The 18725-nt window shown below is 62.3% G+C and carries 10 protein-coding genes; 5 read left to right on the top strand and 5 right to left on the bottom strand.

Features of this window, described 5'->3' with window-relative positions; translation table 11 throughout:
• Positions 1 to 351, top strand: coding sequence for a DUF1257 domain-containing protein (locus ACVWXC_RS00160; protein WP_011429224.1), 351 nt, complete (start codon positions 1 to 3; stop codon positions 349 to 351).
• 118 nt (positions 352 to 469) lie between these two features.
• On the opposite strand, the gene ACVWXC_RS00155 is transcribed toward ACVWXC_RS00160, so the two are convergent.
• Positions 470 to 1708, bottom strand: a complete 1239-nt coding sequence (locus ACVWXC_RS00155; RefSeq protein WP_457391556.1) for a phosphoglycerate kinase — start codon at positions 1706 to 1708, stop codon at positions 470 to 472.
• 177 nt (positions 1709 to 1885) lie between these two features.
• On the opposite strand from ACVWXC_RS00155, the gene pds reads away from it, so the two are divergent.
• The 3 genes from pds (at position 1886) to ACVWXC_RS00140 (ending at position 5155) form a co-directional block, all read left to right on the top strand.
• Positions 1886 to 3304, top strand: a complete 1419-nt coding sequence (gene pds, locus ACVWXC_RS00150) for a 15-cis-phytoene desaturase (protein WP_011429226.1) — start codon at positions 1886 to 1888, stop codon at positions 3302 to 3304.
• 124 nt (positions 3305 to 3428) lie between these two features.
• Positions 3429 to 4316, top strand: a complete 888-nt coding sequence (locus tag ACVWXC_RS00145; RefSeq protein WP_041438059.1) for a phytoene synthase — start codon at positions 3429 to 3431, stop codon at positions 4314 to 4316.
• Positions 4317 to 4339: 23 nt separating this feature from the next.
• Entirely contained in the window at positions 4340 to 5155 is an 816-nt protein-coding gene (locus ACVWXC_RS00140; RefSeq protein WP_457391553.1) for an ABC transporter permease, read from the top strand.
• Here the strand turns inward: ACVWXC_RS00140 and ACVWXC_RS00135 are convergent.
• The 4 genes from ACVWXC_RS00135 to ACVWXC_RS00120 form a co-directional block, all read right to left on the bottom strand.
• A complete protein-coding gene (locus tag ACVWXC_RS00135; RefSeq protein ID WP_457391551.1) occupies positions 5152 to 10200 on the bottom strand; it encodes a DEAD/DEAH box helicase in 5049 nt (1682 codons plus the stop codon). The two genes, ACVWXC_RS00140 and ACVWXC_RS00135, sit on opposite strands and share 4 nt — an antisense overlap.
• Positions 10201 to 10292: 92 nt before the next feature.
• A complete protein-coding gene (locus tag ACVWXC_RS00130) occupies positions 10293 to 10499 on the bottom strand; it encodes a type II toxin-antitoxin system VapB family antitoxin (protein WP_011429230.1) in 207 nt (68 codons plus the stop codon).
• A 28-nt stretch (positions 10500 to 10527) separates the two neighbouring features.
• Positions 10528 to 15030 (bottom strand): DUF559 domain-containing protein, encoded by a 4503-nt coding sequence (locus ACVWXC_RS00125; RefSeq protein WP_457391549.1) that lies wholly within the window; start codon positions 15028 to 15030, stop codon positions 10528 to 10530.
• Positions 15027 to 17921, bottom strand: coding sequence for a helicase-related protein (locus ACVWXC_RS00120; RefSeq protein WP_099812524.1), 2895 nt, complete (start codon positions 17919 to 17921; stop codon positions 15027 to 15029). Before ACVWXC_RS00120 ends, ACVWXC_RS00125 begins: the two co-directional genes overlap by 4 nt.
• A gap of 280 nt (positions 17922 to 18201) precedes the next feature.
• Between ACVWXC_RS00120 and ACVWXC_RS00115 the strand changes: the two genes are divergently transcribed.
• Complete coding sequence (locus ACVWXC_RS00115; protein ID WP_011429233.1) at positions 18202 to 18717, top strand: cyclic nucleotide-binding domain-containing protein; 516 nt, start codon at positions 18202 to 18204, stop codon at positions 18715 to 18717.
• The last annotated feature ends 8 nt before the right edge of the window (positions 18718 to 18725 follow it).

Genomic DNA, 18725 nt, shown 5'->3' with positions numbered 1-18725 from the left:
ATGTCTCATTTTAGCACCTTGCGCACCAAGATCACCGATGGCCAGATCCTGGTTAACTCCCTGCGCGATCTCGGCTACACCGTTAAGCTGAACGCCGATGTGCGTGGCTACAACGGCCAGCGTGTTCGTGCCGACATCGTGGCCCAGTTGGAGGGCGACTACGATCTGGGCTGGTCCAAGAACCCCGACGGTTCCTACGACCTGATCGCCGATCTGTGGGGCGTGGCCAAGAAGCACAACCAAACCGAGTTGATCAACTCCATCAACCAGAAGTACGCCGTCAACAAGACCTTGGCCGAGGTGAAGCGCCCTGGCTTGAACAACGCCAACGTTAAAGTGGTGATGCACTAAGCCGGATCCCGTCTCGCCATTGCTGCGGCCATCTGCGCCGAGCAGATTAAAAGAGGGGCTGAACTCAGCCCCTACTTTTTTGCTTTTTGCTGCTTTTGGGTTAATGAGCCGAGCTACCCTACGCTTCGCTAAGGGCGGCGATGCCGGGCAGCTCTTTGCCTTCCAGCAGCTCCAGGCTGGCGCCGCCGCCGGTGGAAATGTGGGTCATTTTGTCGGCTAGGCCCACTTTTTCCACAGCCGCCACCGAGTCGCCGCCGCCGATAATAGTGATGGCACCGGCCTGGGTGAGGTCGGCCAGGGTGCGGGCAATGGCTTCTGTGCCAGCGGCAAAGCGGTCGAACTCAAACACACCCATCGGCCCGTTCCAGACTACGGTTTTGCACCCTTGCAGGGCGGCCTGGAAGGCTTTGACCGATTCGGGGCCGATGTCCAGGCCCATCCAGTCTTCCGGAATGGCGTGGATGGAAACCGTCTGGGCGTTGGCGTCTTTGTCAAACCTATCGGCGACCACCACGTCCACCGGCAGCAGCAGCTCCACGCCCCGCGCTTTGGCCTTCTCCATCAGGGAGCGGGCCAGATCCAGCTTGTCGGTTTCCACCAAAGACTTGCCGGTTGGGATCCCTTGGGCTTGGTAGAAGGTGAAGATCATGCCGCCGCCCAGCAGAAGCTTGTCCACTTTTTCCAGCAGGCGCTCGATGACGCCAATCTTAGTAGAGACTTTGGAGCCGCCGATGATGGCCGCTAGCGGTCGCTGGGGGTTCTCGATGGCGCCTGATAAAAATTGCAGCTCCTTTTCCACCAGGTAGCCGGCCACAGCGGGCTGGAGGTAGGCGGTGACGCCGGCAGTGGAGGCGTGGGCGCGGTGGGCGCTGCCAAAGGCGTCGTTGACAAACCAGTCGGCCAGGGAGGCCAGCTTGCGGGCAAATTCTGGATCGTTGGCTTCCTCTTCGGGGTGGAAGCGGACGTTTTCCAGCAGGGCCACCTGGCCGTTTTCCAGAGAGCTGACCACGGCTTCGGCCTCAGGGCCAATGCAATCGGGGGCAAAGGCCACCGGCTGGCCCAGGAGCTGGGCAAGGCGGACGGCCACAGGGGCGAGGCTATTGCCCTCGCGGGCGATCTGGATGGCGCCGGTCGCCTTGTCTTTCTGGATGGGGCGGCCCAGGTGGCTGGTGAGGATGACCTTGGCGCCCGCCTGGGCCAAGGCTTGGATGGTGGGCAGGGAGGCGCGAATGCGGGTGTCGTCGGTGATGTTGCCCTGGGGATCCAGAGGGACGTTGAAGTCGGCCCGCACCAGCACACGCTTGCCCTTGAGATCAAAGCCGGATGACAGCAGGGATCCCAGTGTTTGTTTGGCCATCGTCGTCCCTCCCCCTGGAGCCAAGAGAATTTTTTTCTAGTTTTTCTCCCGTATCCTACCAGGGATCGGATCCCGGCGGGAAACCCGGGCTCTGGAAATCCTCTCCTCCCTGCCTGCGGCCTGAGCGATTGTAACGGTTTGCAAATAGAATGAAAGTGTTGCTTGATCGTCATCATCATGCGTGTTGCCATTGCTGGGGGAGGGCTGGCGGGGCTGGCCTGTGCCAAGTATCTCTGTGATGCCGGGCATCAGCCGCTGCTGTTTGAGCGGCGGGAGGTGCTGGGGGGGCTAGTGGCCGCCTGGAAAGATGCCGACGGGGACTGGATCGAGACGGGGCTGCACAACTTTTTCGGCGCCTACCCCAACACCCTGCAACTGTTCCGGGAGCTGGGCATCTCCGACCGCCTGCAGTGGAAGGAACACAGCTTGATTTTCAACCAGCCGGACAAGCCGGGCACCTACTCCCGCTTTGACCTGCCGGACATTCCCGCTCCCTTTAACGCCATTGTCGGCATCCTGCGCAACAACGACATGCTCACCTGGAGCGAAAAGGTGAAATTTGCCCTGGGGCTGGTGCCGGCCATGGTGCGCGGCCAGCGCTACGTGGAGCAGATGGATCGCTACAGCCTCTTAGAATGGCTGCGCCGGCAGGGCATCGATGAGCGGGTCAACACGGATATTTTCATTGCCGTCTCCAAGGCGTTGGCGTTCATCAACCCGGACGAGATCTCGGCCATGGTGCCCCTGACGGCTCTGAACCGCTTTTTGCGGCAAAAGGACGGCTCTAAGATTGCCTATCTGGATGGCGCCCCGCCGGAGCGGCTTTGCCAGCCGATGGTGGACTCCATCGTGGCCCGCGGCGGCCAGGTGCATTTGAATGCGGCATTGCAGGCCATCGACCTCAACCCCGATGGCAGCGTGGCTGGCTTCCGCTTCGCCACCCCTGCCGGGCCCTTGCAGGTCACTGCCGACGCCTACGTGTCGGCCCTTTCGGTGGATGCGCTCAAGGAGCTGCTGCCGGCTCGGTGGTGGGAAATGCCCTATTTCCAGCAACTGCGCGAGCTGGAAGGGGTGCCGGTGATCAGCCTGCAGATTTGGTTTGACCGCAAGCTCACCCACATCGACCACTCGCTCTTTTCCCGCTCGCCGCTCTTGAGCGTGTATGCCGACATGAGCAACACCTGCCGCGCCTATGCGGATCCAAAGCGCTCGATGCTGGAGCTGGTGCTGGCCCCGGCTGCCGAGTGGATCGAGCGCAGCGATGAGGAGATCTTTGCCGCCACGCTGGAGGAGCTGAAAAAACTCTTCCCCCAGCACCTCACCGGCCCCAACCCCGCGCGGGTGCGCAAATGGGTGGTGGTGAAAACGCCGCGCTCGGTCTACAAAGCCACGCCAGGTCGGCAGCAATACCGCCCCACCCAAGTCACCCCCATTCCCAACTTCTTCCTGGCCGGCAGCTACACCTTGCAGCCCTTTCTGGGCAGCATGGAGGGGGCTATCCTCTCCGGCAAGTGGGCGGCTGAGGCCATCAGCAAAGGGATCCCGTCTCAGCCAGCTTCTGCTTCGCCTGCGAGCTTGGCGACAGCAGGGGTTTAATGCCGCCGAAAGGCAATTTCCTGGAACTTGAGCGTCTGGGCTATCCAGCCTGTCCGCTTTCCCGTAGTGTTGAGATGTGCCCTCGCTGTCCCCATCTGGCCCCGCGCCCCTGGAGATAAGCCCGATGAGTCCGCTGGAGCAATCTTTTGCCCTCTGTCGCCAGATTACGGCCAAGCACGCCAAGACGTTCTATTTGGGATCCCTGCTCCTGCCCCGACCTAAGCGGCGGGCCATCTGGGCTATCTATGCTTGGCTGCGACAGACGGACGAGCTGCTGGACGGGCTGGAGGCCAGCCAGGCTGAGGTGGAGGTCACCCGCAGCAAGCTGGAGCAGTGGGGATCCCACCTGGAATCTTTGTTCCAGGGGGGGGAGCCGCAAGTTCCCACCGACCTGGCCCTCATCCACACCATCCGCACCTACCGCCTCTCGATTGAGCCCTTCCGCGAGATGCTGCGGGGGCAGAGCATGGATCTGGACATTCGGCGCTATGCCACTTGGGAAGAGCTGCGGGTCTACTGCTACCGGGTGGCCGGGGTAGTGGGCCTGATGTGCTCGGAGATCATGGGGTTTGTGCCGGGCCGGGATGGCCGCGAGGAGGCGGTGGCGCTGGGGATCGCCATGCAACTGACCAACATCTTGCGCGATGTGGGGGAAGATGCCCGCCGCGGGCGGATCTACCTCCCTCTAGAGGATCTGCGCCGCTTCAACTACTCGGAGCGGGATCTGTTTAACTACGTCATCGACGAGCGCTGGATGGCCCTGATGGACTACGAGATCCGGCGGGCTCGAGAGCTCTATGCCCAAGCGGAACGGGGGATCCCCACGCTGCAGCCGGACTCCCGCTGGCCGGTGGCGGCATCTCTGATGCTCTACCGGCAGATCCTCAACGCCATTGAGCGCAACCACTACCAGGTGTTTCGCACCCGCGCCTATGTGTCTACCCTGAGCAAGGCGCTGGCGCTGCCGGTGGCCTGGTGGCGGTCGTGGCGCTCCAACTACTACGGCTACTAGCTGCGCTGGCAAGAGGAACATCTATGCTGAACCAGGCCTTGCACCGACCCTATCGGCAAATCTGGGAAGACAGTTTAACCATCTTCTGGCGCGACTGGCTGGATCTGCGCGGGCGGGTCTGGCAGGTGGTGGCTTCGGGGCTGGTGGCCCCCCTCATCTACATCGTCGCCTTTGGGGTCGGGCTGGGCGGATCCCTGCGGGCCGAGGCTTTGGCCGACGTGGCCGGAACCACCGTAGCCGGTTCTTACTTGCGCTTCATTTTGCCGGGGATGGTGGCTCTTTCGGCCATGACCATCAGCTTTGCCGGCACCACCTTCTCCATTTGCGGATCGCGGCTGTTTACCAAAAGCTTTGAGGAATTGCTGTTGCTGCCGGTACACCCGCTGGCGCTGCATTTGGGCAAGGTGCTGGCGGGCATTGTCCGCGGCTTGCTCACGGCTTTGGGGGTGTTGGCGGTGGGGGTGCTGGGCACCGGTGCTTGGGGCCTGCTCCATCCCCTGTCGCTGCTGGTGCTGCTTTTGGATTGCGCCGTCTTTGCCGGCATTGGGGTAATCGCCGGCTTGAAGGTGCCCAGCCTGGAGAGTGTGGGGGTGCTGACTAACTTTCTGATTACGCCCATGTCCTTTCTGGGGGCCACGTTTTTTGATCCCAGTCAGTTGCCAAGTTACCTGCAGGTCTTGGTCTATTGCCTGCCCCTTTCCTACGCCAGCATCGGCATGCGGGCAGCCGCCTACCAGCCCCTGGCGGAGTTCCCTTGGTACACCGTGGCGGTGCTGGCAGGGTTGGCGGCCATCCTGGCCCTGGTGGGAGCTTACCTGTTTTCCCACCAGCAGGATTAGTTGCCCTTGCCAAACACCTCTGGGTAGCGAGCCAGTTGCTCCCGCAGGTCTTGGTCGTAGCGCAGGGCAATTACTCGGTAGCCGTGCCCCAAAAGCTGAGAGCGCAGTTGGCGATCCTGGGCAGCCTGGGCGGGATCGTCGTGCACTGCGCCGTCGCAGAAGATGCAGATGTTGGGATCGTAGAAGAAGTCGGCCACGCAGCGGGGCTCGGCGAGGGCTTTCTGGGCCTCATCGGGAAGGCGATAGCCCCCTTCAGCCAGCAGCTCCAGGAAGGGGCGCTCCAGTTCCGAGCGGGGATCGATGAGCTGGCGCAGCCACTCCAGGTGCTCCTGGCGGGAGCGGCCCAGGGGACGCAGCTCGGTGCGGCTATGGGCCAGCTCCCCCAGAAGATCTCGAATCTTGTATCGGTCGAGCTCCAGCGCCTCCCGTTGGTTGGCGTAGCTGAGCAGACACTCGTAGCAGGCTGCGCGGCACTCGGGCCGCAGGTCTTGGATCCCGGCTTCTGAGAGCTGGAAGTGGCAGATCTCTAGCGCCGCCTGGGCCACTTCGGCAAGGGCCTGGGGTTCCTCCACCAGCCGCCGCAGGACGCCGGCTCCCCCTTCTGCCGTCTCGTAGAACAGCAGGGCCCGATGGGATCCCTGGCCGATGGACTCGGCCGCCAGCTCCGTCTCTTCCAGCTCAAAAGTCTCTTCGATCCCCCGCTTGAGGGCGTAGCGCAGGGTCGTTTCTAGCGCCTGCAGGTTCCCCCCGCTGGGCTGAACCAGCCGCACCAGCAAGAGGTTTTGGGTAGCGCGCACTGCCAGGCGGATGGGCTGCAAGGACATCTGGCTAGACGAGCTGGCTCTATGGCCCTCCAGCTGAGCTCGAGAAGGGACTTCGCCGTTGTCAAAGTTGACCAGGAAACCTCGCCCCCCACTGCCCCGCCAGCCGGAGTTGATGCGCAGTAGCGTGGCGGCTGGGGCATAGCGCAACTGCAGCAAGGGAGTTTCGCCCCTTAGCACGTCGGCTTCCTGGACGCGGTAGCCCGAACTTTCGGGAGCAAACTGAAAGAAAGTCTGCAGCTCGTATCCCTGTCGCCGCCGCTCTTCTTCGTCGGCAGTAATGCGATCCCGGCGCCGCATGCGCACATTAGGCATTTCCAGAAGCTGCGTTAAAAGGCTATTTTGCCCATCGAAGCGGGTACCGCAGACGGGGCAGCAATCCAAGGAGGGATCCCCAAAGGCCCCACAGCTAAAGCAGAGCTTGTGGCTGCTTTTGCGCTCCTCCAGGCCGCCGGGCGGAGCCTGAAAGGCCACCGATTCCCACTGGCAGCCCTCGTGGTAGAGGAAGTTGTGGGGGGCAAACTCGCGAATGGCCAAAAACCGGGGCCGGGCGATGAACTCCCCTTCGCTGCCGCGGGGCACCCAGGCGCGCACGGGCAAGGCGGGGAAGTTGTAGCCGGGCAGGAACCCCTCGCTGGCTAGGTAGCGGTAGGGGTAGAAGTCGCTTTCCTCCCGCTGGGTATCGATTTGCAACAGCAGGTTCCGCTGGCGCAGAGCCTCCTGCTGGCGGCGCCTGGCTTCCTGCTGGTCTTCCCGGCGGCGAGCCGTCTGCAGTTGCTGGTTAGCGGCTTCCAACTGTTGCGTGGCGGCCCGATAGAGCTCCCGCCAGCGGTCAAAAGCGCGGTCAAAGGCGCGGGGGGCTTCTTCAATAACCTGCTGGATCCAGCGCCGGCTAAACCAGCCGCTGCGCTCTAGCACTTCCCGGTCAGCAGCCAAGAGCGCCTCCACCCGCTCTGCCACCTCTTGGCGGGCTGCCTCCCCTAGCTGGATGGAGGCAACCACCTCTTCCCGCAGGGGCAACTCTGGCCGATCCAAGTCGATGACCGTTTCGATGGAGTTGCCCAAGGGCAAGCGCACCTGGGCCAGCCAGACGGCGTGGATGTGGGCCCGCAGCAGCGACTCATTGGCCAAGTCCAGGCGGGGAGGTCGCACCCGTCCAGCCACCATTTCGGCCCGGCGGCGAAAGTAGTACTGGTCGTGGCTGTTGAAGGCGCCGCAGTAGCTGAGGATGAGCCCCGGCTGCCCCTGGCGACCGGCCCGACCGCTGCGCTGGGCGTAGTTGGCTGGCGTTGGGGGAACGTTGCGCAGGTGCACCAGATCCAGATCGGCAATGTCGACCCCCAGCTCTAGGGTGGGAGAGCAAATGAGGTAGGGAAGGCGGCGCTCCCCGGGCTCATTGCGGAAGCGTCTCTCTCGCCGCTCCCGCTCCCCCGGCTGGACCACCTGGGCGGTGTGCTCTCTGGCTTCCAGGGATCCCAGCCCTGCTGCCCCGGCCTGGTAGAGGCGCTGGAAAAAGAGATTAACGGGGCGGCGGGCAGAGGAGTAGCCGCTCTGCTCGGCCCGGCGGGAATACAGAGGATCTGGCGGCGGCGAGCCATTGCCCAGGCACCAGCGCAGACAGCCAGCGTTGAGCTGGTAGGCTTCCTGGCCATTCTCCGAGTGGCGCCGCAGCAGGTCGTAGCTAACTAGGAGAGAAAGCAGGGATCCCAGAAGCTCGTCGTAAGCTTCTCTGGTCAGCTCGAGATACTTGATGAGAAAGCGCCCAATAGCGCTGCGGTGGCCCAGGCTGAAAGTTGTTATGTCCTTTCCGTCGCAGCTTTGGCGGGCAAACCAGGTGGCCGTCCGCAGCTCGTCGTACTCTTCTAGGCCCCAAAACTCGTTGAGATGTTGCTCGGCCCGCCGGCGCAGCGTTCTCTGGGGTTCTTTCTCGAGCAGACGGACATCGATGGCCAATTTCCGCCGAAACTGATCCAATACGGCCCGCAGCAGGCCCTCTCGCTCGCCAACGGTTGCTTGGCCAAACCAGGGGTGAAGGGAAGCCAGGGCAGGGCTTTGGCAAAGCTCTTTGAGCCCGCGGTATTCGATTTTCAGCAGCCCCACCTGTTCCAGGTTGGGATGGGTGACCCGCCAGCCGCGCCGCAGATCTTCGTAGAGACGGTATTCTGTCAGGTCTGTAAAGGTCTGCCAAACGTCCTGAGCAAGGGAAGACTGGGGATCCAAATCGGGGTTTTGGGTAATGTCGGCAAGGCTCAAGCCTGAGGCCTGCACCACTGCCGGGGCTACCTCTGAGAAGTCCAGCTCTTTTTTCTCCTGCAGGGCAGCATAGAGCGCGGCCCGCAAAAGGGCCACGTGGACAAAGTCGTTGAAGTGGCCGGCCTGCAGGGAGGCGTCCTGGCGGTTGTCGGTAAAAGTCAGCAGCTTGCTGCAAGCGGCCTGGGTTTGCTCGGCATGGCGCAGCAGGGAGGTGGCAAGGATGGTGGTGGCGCTGGAGCGGCCTTCGCTAGAGAGGGAAGCCAGCTTGACAAACTCCCGCTCGCGGCCACTGTAGTACTCGCCGCAAGCTAGGCAAAGAGAAAAGGGCTGGGGCTGCCACCACATCTTCTGCGCCTCCGCCTGGGGGTACTCGGAAAAGGAGCCATCCGGGCGCACCCAGACCGCTTGGGGGACGCGCTTTCCCCAGTTGGGCCAGAGTCTGCCCTCAGGGGTGTACCAGTCTTCGGGGATCTGCTCCAGCGACCACTCGTTGTCAAGAGGATCCAAGCTCAGGTAACCGGCTTGCTGGTCTTCGTCCTGCTCTACCTCTTCTCCCACGGGATAGGGCAGGAACTGATCCCTGGACTTGAGGACGTGGTAGTAGTCCTGCCCACACTGGCGGCAGAACTTGACGGGGAAAAAGAGCTTGCCCTCCCCCGCCTGCATCTGCCCTTCTAGGGAAAATTGCCGCTTTTCCCGACTCTCCAGGGTGGCGTAGAGGGTGCGGCCCTGGGAGATAAACTGGTGCAGCTTGAAGGCCACTCCTCGGCTGCGGTCGTCTTTGAGGCTGCTGGCGTGGGCAAGGAACTGGCGCAGCGTTGCCGCACAGTTTTCGCTAGCGGTGCCGGTCAGTTGGGCCAGTTGGGCGGCCACCTCGGAGAGCTCCCTGGGCACGCGGCGCTTGATGCCGTCGGGACTTAACTCTAGGCCCAGCTCGTACTCCAACCAGCGCATCAAGGGGTGGCGGCGCAGGCTAGCTAGGTCGGTGGGCCAGGGGGGATCGAGGGCGGGTTTGAGCTCTTCAGGTGAAGGCGGGCCACCTTCGCTCAAAGGGGCCAGGGTCTCCTCGATAATCTGCTCCGGTGTGAAGGGATGGCCAAAGAAGCGGCTGGCGAAGTCGGCCACGGTCTGGCGGCGCTCCAGGGCACTGGCCTCGGGGCGGGAGATCATGGTGGCGCTGGTGCCAATGTGCACCAGGTTCTTGGCGGCGCAGCGTCCCTTGAGGCGGCGAACCAGCATGGCCACGTCGGCCCCCTGCCGACCCCGGTAGGTGTGCAGCTCGTCAAAGACCAGAAAGCGCAGGCCGTTGGGGCTGAGGAAGCGCTGATCTTCGGGGCGCACCAACAGTAGCTCGGCCATCACGTAGTTGGTCAGCAGGAGCTGGGGTGGATCCCGGCGCAGATCTTCCCGGTCGCTTTCTGCAGTTTCCCCGGTGTACTTGGCAAAGCGCAGGGGAAAAGGGCGACCGTAGCGTCGCTCGTAGCGTTCGCGCAGGGTTTGCAGGGCCTGGTATTGGGAGTTCACCAGGGCATTCATGGGATAGACCACCAGGGCCGTTACTTGGTGTGGGGATCCCCCCTGGCGAATCCAGTTGTCAATGATGGGCAAGAAGTAGCAAAGGCTTTTGCCAGAGCCGGTGCCGCTGGTAACGACAAAACTCTTGCCTGCTAGGGCCTTGGCAACAGCTTCCTCCTGGTGGCGGTAGAGGCGGAAGGGTCTGCTATCCTCAAAGCGGAAGATGCGGGCTGTTTCTTCAGTAATCCGCCCCGTTTCAGCCAACTCATCAACGGTTGGGCCGGCTACGTAGGCAGGGCTAAGCTGCACAAGCGGCTCTGGCCAGAGGTGGATCCCTTCTTCCAGGGCTTGGTCTACAAACGCCTGTGCCCGTGGGTCGGCAATGAGAAAAAAGGAGCGGACGAAATTGGCGTAGTCCTTTAGAACCCTCTCGTGCAGGTCAAAAATGGTGGCCATCGGGGCTCTCCAAAGCCATTTTGGCTAGGTTAAGCCTAGCAGGTGTTCTAGCGACTGCAAGAGGATCGCCCTGAGGCTTGGGCTGGGAGATCTTAGGGAGAGGAGAGGCGTTGCTCGTGCAGATCTCCCTCCCATTTCAACTTGCCGCGTAAGTTGCGGATCTCGGCTTGCTCGTAGAGCCGAATGAGGGTGCGCAGCGCTTCGTGAATTATCTCGCGCTTGGTCTTGAGGCCGGTTAGCTGGCGAGCCCGCTCGATCAACTCGATCAGCTCGTCATCCAAGACAACGTTAGTCCGCATGGGAAGCTCCCCTGTTTACGCATAATGATTAGTGTTGCGCCAGCTTCTCCCATGCCTCTAGCACCAGCCGCCGGGTGCGGTACTCGCCAAATTGGCGGATTTCTTTTTCCTTGAGCACGCGAAAGGTTTCGCCGGGGAAGGTGCTAGCAGCAGCGCGGGTAGCGTAGCCAGCCGGCTCGAGCGGGTCTGCCACCTCTTCCCGCGGGTCGAGTATGTCTTCCAGTTCGCGTTCGGTGAGGTCTGCCGGGTCGAGGATGTAGCGCAGTTGCTTGCGGGTGAGGCCGTAGAGCCGGGCGTAGTACGCATCCAGTTCAGCGCGGAGGATGGCGCGGCGTTCCTCGTTCCAGGTGAACGGCGGGAAGGGGAAGCCCTCACCCAGTGCTGCGGGCGAGGGGGTCGGGGGGTGAGGTCTAATCACAGCCCGCAATCCTTCGTCTGCCTCTCGCCATACGTCGTCGGGGAAGGGTTTCATGTCCCACGCGGTGTAAACCAGTTCCAGCACGCGCGGGACGATGAAGCGCAAATCTCCGGCAGTGTAGACGGAGGGCGGCAGGACGGGGAGTTGGCGGAGGATGAAGAATCCAAGCGAAGTACCGCCAATTTTCTGGCGAGTGACAAAATCCAAGACCAGACTGCTGAAATTTGCCAACCATGCTGTAACAAGCACAGCAGATTGGGATTCAGGGAAGATAAGGGGTGCTTTATGTCCCACCCCCACCCTCGGCAGCAGGCTGAAGATGGCGGTGCGCTCATCCGTAGAACGTGCCACATCCCGGAAGCCGAGCAGCCAGCCGCGTCGCCACTCCTCCAGGCGGGCTTGCACCGCCTCGGCGGGCACCCAGTACCAGGGCTGGACAACAAAGTGCGGGTCGGCGTGCTGGTGCTCATCAGGCGTGGGCAGTTGGGTGCTGGAGCGGTCGCGCACGCCCTCATAGGTGCCGTAGCGGTGGTCATAGTGCCAGATCATCTTGGCTTCGTAGAGGGGGAGGTAGCCCTCACCCCCTTTCTCCCCCTCTCCCCAAGCTTGGGGAGAGGGGGACGGGGGGTGAGGGGATGGATGCTCGTAGGAATGGGCAGTGACATAGGCAGCAATCTCTTGGAGGACTTGTTCTGTGTGGTCGAATATCTGCTCATTGGTAAAGCGCAGAATGGCAAAGCCATGTTCGCGCAGGATTTCCTCCCGCAAACGGTCGCGTTCCTGCTGAGTGGGTTCGCGGTGCACGGCGCCATCTATCTCAATGATCAGGCGGGCATCGTCACAGAAAAAGTCAGCGATGAATTGTCCAATCGGATGTTGACGCCGGAATTTTCGGCCTAGCAGCCGACGGTCACGCAACAATTCCCAGAGCAGGCTTTCGGCGGTCGTCGCCTCGCGACGCAACTGCCGCGCCCTGGCAATCAGTTCCCGGCTGGCCCTGGGTAACTTGTACTCCCCCTCTCCCGCAGCGTGGGAGAGGGGGCTAGGGGGTGAGGGCACAAACCGGTTCCCCACCAGCCGGTAACCTTGCTTTTCCAGCTCTGCACGGGTGCGGAAGAGGTGCGAGTCGTTGGACATGTGGAACATCGCCATGAAGCGCACGTCCCAAGGGTTTTCACCCGTGCGTTCGTTCACCAGTACCGGCACGCGCTGGTAGATGGCGCGGGTGAGGTCGGCGTCTTGCCGGGTGCGGAAGACCGGCAGGGTGCGGGTGTTGGGGTTGATGACGGCTAAGTCGTGTGGTGCCAGAGGCAAAAGTTTCAACGGATTCCGTATATCTTCAGGACGGTGGCAGAAAAATGCGAAATGAATCTGTCGTTTTGGATCGCCTGTCCCGCAGATCGTGAGCAAGCAAAACTTCATTAGTGAAATAACCGACGGAAATAACTTTTCACGATTGTCAAAGTCGAACAGGCTGAGCAGTTGCCCTTTTTCCACCAGATCGGCGAAGAAGAACTGATTGGTGGCGTCGGTGGCAATGCCGGTAGGAATGATGATGCCGGCCCGTCCGCGGGGGCTGAGCAGGCTACGCACCCGTTCGGCAAAGACCGAGTAGGTGTTGATGTCGCCGCGCCCGGTGAGGGGATATTGACCACTGCCCCGTAAAAAGCGGCTGGTGCTTTCGGCGCCGTGCAGGGCACGCTGGTAGTCCTGCCAGAGGGCGGGGTTGGTCTTGGGTAGGTCGGCGATCAGCCGTTTGCGGGCGGCGGCATTCGGAGCCCGAGCAATGGCGGTATTGCGGCTGGCAAAGAACTCTTCTTCCTGCAACTTGATGCGTTCCCAGGGTGGATTGCCGAGGATCACATCAAAGCCGCCACTTTCAAACACCTCCGGGAACTCCAGCGGCCAGTGGAAAAACCGGTTCTCGACGGCGAGGGCCTGAGCAGTGGCAAGGGCCTGGGAGGGGGTTCTCTCCTGCAGTCGATCAGCCACGGCTTGGGTGGTAATGGCCCTAGAGAAGTCAGGGATCAAGGGCTGGAAAAAAGCGGCTGTCCACAGGTTGCAGGCTTCCACTAGCTTTTGGTGTTGCGGGTCTTGGCAGTAGCGGCTGTAGAGCTGCTGCTTGCGGCTAACCTCTGCCGGGGAGTTGTCTGGAATGGCTTCTAGCTTCTGTCGCTCCTGGCTAAGCTCAGCCACCACCTGGTCAGTGTCAAAAGCAAGGGAAAGCTGCCCTGTTTGCAAACTCTGGCACTCGGTGCGATTGCGCTGCTTTAGCGAGCGGGCAGCCTCCTTGGAGTCAGCGCTAACCGGGGTAAAGGCTTCATCGGGGATGCCCTTTTCCAAAATCGCCAAATCCAAGACACCCACCAGCGAATCGCCGCACTTGATGTGGTGATCCAGGAAGGTGAGGGGCTTGCCGGCGCAGTGGGCCTCCAGCCACAGGGCCACGCGGCAGAGTTCCACCGCCAGCGGGTTTTTGTCCACGCCGTAGATGCAGTGCGCCACCACGTCGCGGATGGCCTCGCGCACGGTCTCAGGGGCAGGCTCGTCTTCCCCGGTGCGAACCTTGGCCAGCTCCTTGCCCAGACGCCGGGCAGCCGCCAGGAGAAAATGTCCAGAGCCACAGGCGGGATCCAGAACTCGCAGCGAGAGGATGGCCCGTTCCTTTTCCTCGCGGCTGGCTGCAGACTTCAGCCGCTCCTGTAGCACCGGCTCTAGGGCCGAGCGGACAAGTTCCGCCACCAGATCTGGCGGGGTGTAGTAGGAGCCGGTGCTTTTGCGTTCGGAGCCGTAGCTGAGCTCAAACTGAGGCGTCGCCTGCGCAGTAAACAAGATCTGGGGCCGGTAGTCGAGCAGGCTTTCGTAGACGGATCCCAGCTCTTCCACATCGAGAGCGGCATAGTTAACCCGGCGCGGCGGGGAGGTCGCGTTTTCTCGGTAGTAGGCCAGATGCCAGAAGGCCTGCAGCAGATCCCGGTTGCTCAGGCTGCACTCATCCAGCTCCAGAGGGGCAAACAGCTCTCCGTTGAGAGGAGCAGCCCCCAAAAGCTGGGCCAGCTCCTCTTGGGAGAGCACCCGCCAGAGCACTCGCAGGCTGCACCAGAGATCCTCATGTTCCGTAAAGGCGCTCCGCCGCTCCAAAAGCTGCCGCAGCCGACCCACGCCGTAGTGATCCCGGTAGAGAGGACTGGCGCTAATTAGCCCCCGCTCCTCCGAGACCAAGAGAAACAAAAAGCGATAGACCAGCCGCAGCAGTTGTCGGTAGAACTCCTCCGGGGTGAGGCGGTTCAATCCAGAAGAGGCCAGCCGCTCCCGCAGTTGGGAGTTTTTGGGATGGGCAAGAAAGCCGTTGGCCAAGCCCTTGAGGCATTCTTCCACCCCATCCCGCAGCCGCTCGCGGACTCGCCCCCCCTGTTCCAGAGCTTGCTGGTAGTACTTCTCCAGCCAACACTCCCGCGCCTGCTCCGCCCTTTGGGGCAGGTGGCTGCGGTGCAACAGGCGAAACAGGATGGCAAAGTCGTTAAAGCGCTGCTCCTCCAGGATCTGCTGCAGGTCAAACTCCACATAGGCCTGCCGGCGCACAAAGGTGCTGTCTCGCAACAGGCGGAGGATCAGCCCGTTGGTGACGATGCCCCAGAGGTGCTCGCTGCGGTTGAGATACTCCTGCAGCAGCGAGTGAGGGGCTAGACGCGGCCTGCCAGTAGGAGCCAGCCGTCCCAGCTCCTGGCGCACCCCCACAATGTGCACCGGCGGAGCGTCCTCTGCTTCGCCAGCTCGGTGGGAGATGGCAAAGGTGGCGCCGTCAATCTCGTAGGCCCGCTGGTTGTAGCGCAGCTCGTAGCCCAGAAGGCTGAGAAAGGGAATGACCCAGGCATCGCGGGTAACCGACGTGGCCGGATCCCCTTCTGGCAGACGGGCCAGCCGACGGCGGAAAACTTCCCACTGGGTGCGGGCATCGGCAAAGACGCTGGCCATCTCCTCGGTCAGGCTGCGCTTGTCGTCTAGCCCAAAGTCTCTCGGCTTCTGGCCCGGCAGCTCGCCGGCCAAAAGCTGCTCCAGGATGTCCGGCCCCAAGAGGCCCCCTTCAAGGCGTAGTGCAGGAAATTGGCTCATCTGGACAGCAGAGGTTGTAGGACAAGAATTCCCAGCAGATCCGGGGGAAACTGCGGCTTAACCTCCAGCCCGCGCACGCGCTGGGAGATAGCCTGTCGGATGCGCCTGTGGGCATCAGCCAGCTCGCCAGCCCGCCGGCAAATGGCCTCCCGGATCCCTTGCTGAAGGGGGTGTCCTAGGCCCCAGTTTTCTGCAGTCGGCGGCCAGGGGCTGAGGCTGTCTAGCACATGCTGCACCAACTCCTGCTTTTCCGCGAGCGGCAGGTTGGCATCTGGCGTGGCTTTGGCCAAAAGCTGGAGCGCTGCCCCAGTTTCCAGCCAGCGGGCTGCGCCTCTTTCCAGGCCAACCCCTCCCAGCACCAGCACCTCCTCCGCCAGCAGAGGCTGAGCCAGCGGCTGCTCCACCAGGTAGCGCACGCGCAGCAACAAGAGGGTGGTGAGCTCGGCCACAGCCCGCGTCCGCACAACCCCGCAGCGGGAGACGACGGCCTCTTCAGGATTATCTAGAGCCTTCTCCAGCAAAAAGTGGGCCAGGGCAGCGATGAGGCGGTGGTTGCGGCCAACGTACTCCGCTCCTTCTGGCGTGGGGGAGACAAAGCTAATCCGCCAGTGTCCACCCTTGGGCTGGGGCAGGGCTGAACGAATGGCCTCCGGCAGGGTTGCCGTGCCCTCTCGGCTGAGGTTGACCTGGAAGACTCCAGACTGCCGGTCAGGGATCACGGCCAGGCCCAGGCGCTGGGCGGCAGCGAGAAAAAATTGCTGTACTGCCTGCGGATCCCCCAGCACGGCGTCTGTAGCCTCCAGTTCCCGCTGCACTTCTTCAGGCTTGAGGGATCGCTGGGCAAAACGGGTGCGGTTGCGCCGCTCCTGCTCGGCAGAGCGATCCCACCGGGCGTGAAACCGGCTCACCTCTGCCATCCCCAGATCCAGCTCCAACTGGCGCTCCCCTGAGCCGGATCCCTGGCGCAAAAAAAGCGCCTCCAGCACCGCCTGGGTAACGCTTTCACTCGCTTCGGGAACAGGCACGTGGGTGCCAAGGGTGCGGCGAATTTCCCGCGCCTTGTCCAGCAGCACCTTTAGCACCACGCCGTCCACAGGGTTATCTCGCCCAAAAAAACGAATGACCTTGACCCGGGGGGCCCGTTGGCCGTAGCGATCCACCCGCCCCTCCCGCTGCTCCAGCCGGTTGGGGTTCCAGGGCAGGTCGTAGTGGATGACGGCTGTCAATTTTTCCTGCAGGTTGATCCCTTCCGAGAGGCAGTCGGTGGCCACCAGCACCCGTGGCTGGTCAACGGCCATTTCCGCAATCTTGGCCTCCCGCTCCTCGTCGCCCATGCGGCCGGTTACGCAGGCTACCTGAGTTGCGGATCCCAGGTGTTGTCGAAGGTGGTCGGCAAGATACTCCGCCGTGGCCACATAGCGGCACCAGAGAATGGGGTGAAAGCTCTCTTTGAGGAGCCGCTTCACTAGCTCGATGGCCCGCGCCAGCTTGGTGTCTTGGTCTACGCCACGCAGTTGACCAGCCAGGCGGGCGAGCTCGCGCAGCCGGCGGCGGTCGCTGTCGGGCAGAGTTTGATCTGCTGCTTCGAGGGCTGGCAGCGGTAATTCGTCGTCAGTACGCTCTTCTGCTGACTCGAACACCCAGCGGCTAAAGCTCTCCTCGGCCTCTTCAGCTTCTTCCTCCCGGGAGCCTGCACCGCGATTGGCCAGCGCTGCCAAGGCCGCTGCCGGACTGGACATGACACAGCGCAAAAGAGCCAGCGCCCCCCAGTAGCGTACTCGCCGCCGCCGCTGTTCCATCTGCTGGCCGGTGCGCACCAGCTCCGCGCAGAAGGCATAGGTGCGCTCAAACAGCTCGCGGTAGCGGGGCGAAAGGTCATAGGTCTCATCTTCAGCTTCTCGGCTTGGGAAGCAGGCGGTTTCTTGCCAGGTCTCCTTAATGTCCCGCCGCGTGCGCTGGACAAAGTGACGGGCCAGCTCGAGGCGCTGGCTCTCAGTGAGATCCTGAAAGTCCCACGCCTCAAACTCAGGCCGCAGCAGCCCCAGCAAGGAACGGAAGGCCTCTGGGATGCCGCTGTGGGGAGTAGCCGTCAGCAGAATCAGGTGGCGGTTGGGCGCTTGGGCAATGGCTCTCAAAAGGGCATGCCGCTCCTGCTGAGCTCTGCCGGAACTGGCCGCTGCCGCACCGTGCACTTCGTCGGCAATGACCAGCTCAGGACAAAACTGTAAAAATTGAGGGCGGTTGCGCTCTGTTTTGACAAAATCAATGCTGGCCACCTGCACCGGGAAGTATTCGTAGAGGCTCTGTCCCAGCGGGGTTTGCCGCTCCAGTTGCCCTACCGTCCCCGAGCGGATAACTACCGGCTCGAGGTGAAACTTCTCGGCCAGCTCCCTGGCCCACTGCTCGCACAAATAAGGCGGGCAAAGGACACAAAAGCGCCGGATCTCGCCGCGATCCAGAAGTTCTCTGGCTATCAGCAGCGCTTCGATGGTCTTGCCCACTCCCACGTCGTCGGCAATAAACAGCCGCACCGGATCAAGGCGCAGCGCCATGAGCAACGGCACAAACTGGTAGGTTCGGGGCCGGATGGAGATGCGCCCCAGCGAGCGAAAGGGAGTGGCGCCCTCGCGCAAGATAAGCCGCGCTGCCTGCCAGAGGAGATGGGCGGCTGCAGCATCGGCAACTCGGTCGGCGCAGGGCAGCGGGAAGAAGGCCGGCTCGATGCGCTCAAAGGGCAAGGTGCCGCCTACAAGGTTCATCAGTTGTCGGTGAATGTGAATCGCATCCTCTGGCGTACCAGTAAGGGGCCGCAGCACTACCCCTTCTTCGGAATCAGCGGGGAGCACCACCCACTCGCGGTGGCGGCAGCAAACAATTGAGCCAGGCTGCATCGATCGGGATCCCTAGAGAGCTTTCTCCATTTGAGATTTGTATACATCTTTGCCGCTTTCCGGGAATGACTGCCGAGCTTCTGCGGCTTTTTTGAGAACCCCCTACAGCCTGCCTGGACAGAACTTCTGCCGGCGCCATGGCCGGCAAAAATTCTACGTGTTGGAAAATGGCCCAGTTGGGTCTCGCCCAAGCCTTTTGCAGGGATCCCTCCTACCCAAAACGTGGGGTGACGGTAGGATGAAACAGAGCTGGCCCCAAGCACTTCCAGCCGCTTGCCCGATGAGCAGCAGCCGTTATCCGTTTGAGCGCGTTCGCGAGCACTTGCTCTTTCAGTCTTTGGAAGATGCTGAGTGGAAGGCATTGACGGCTGCCCTACTGCCCAGCCGCTTTTCCCCCGGCCAGGTGATCTTCCAAGAAGGGGATCCCAGTAGCGACCTATACGTAGTTCTCAGCGGGATCGTGGAGCTGCGTCGCCAGTACATGCGCCATCCCGGCGATTATTGGCTGGCCACGCTGCATGCCGGGCGCGTGTTTGGGGAACTTTCCTTGCTGACGGGACGGCGACGTTCCTTTACCGCGGTGAGCCTGACCGAAGTGCAAACCCTGCGCCTCTCCCGCGAGGGGCTGCTCCTATTGCCCCTGGAAGTCCAGCTGAAGCTCTACCGCGCCTGGACCCAGATCATCGGCGAGCGCGTCTTTTGGCTCGACAGCATGTTCGCGGATCTGCTGGAACAGCGGGGAGCCGAAAACGTGGCCTCGGCTATGGCCTTGCTGCAGCAGCGCTACCCCGCTTGAGGAAAGCC

This window comes from Thermostichus sp. OS-CIW-20 (assembly GCF_054061455.1).
This window is presented reverse-complemented; position numbering and strand designations above follow the sequence as displayed.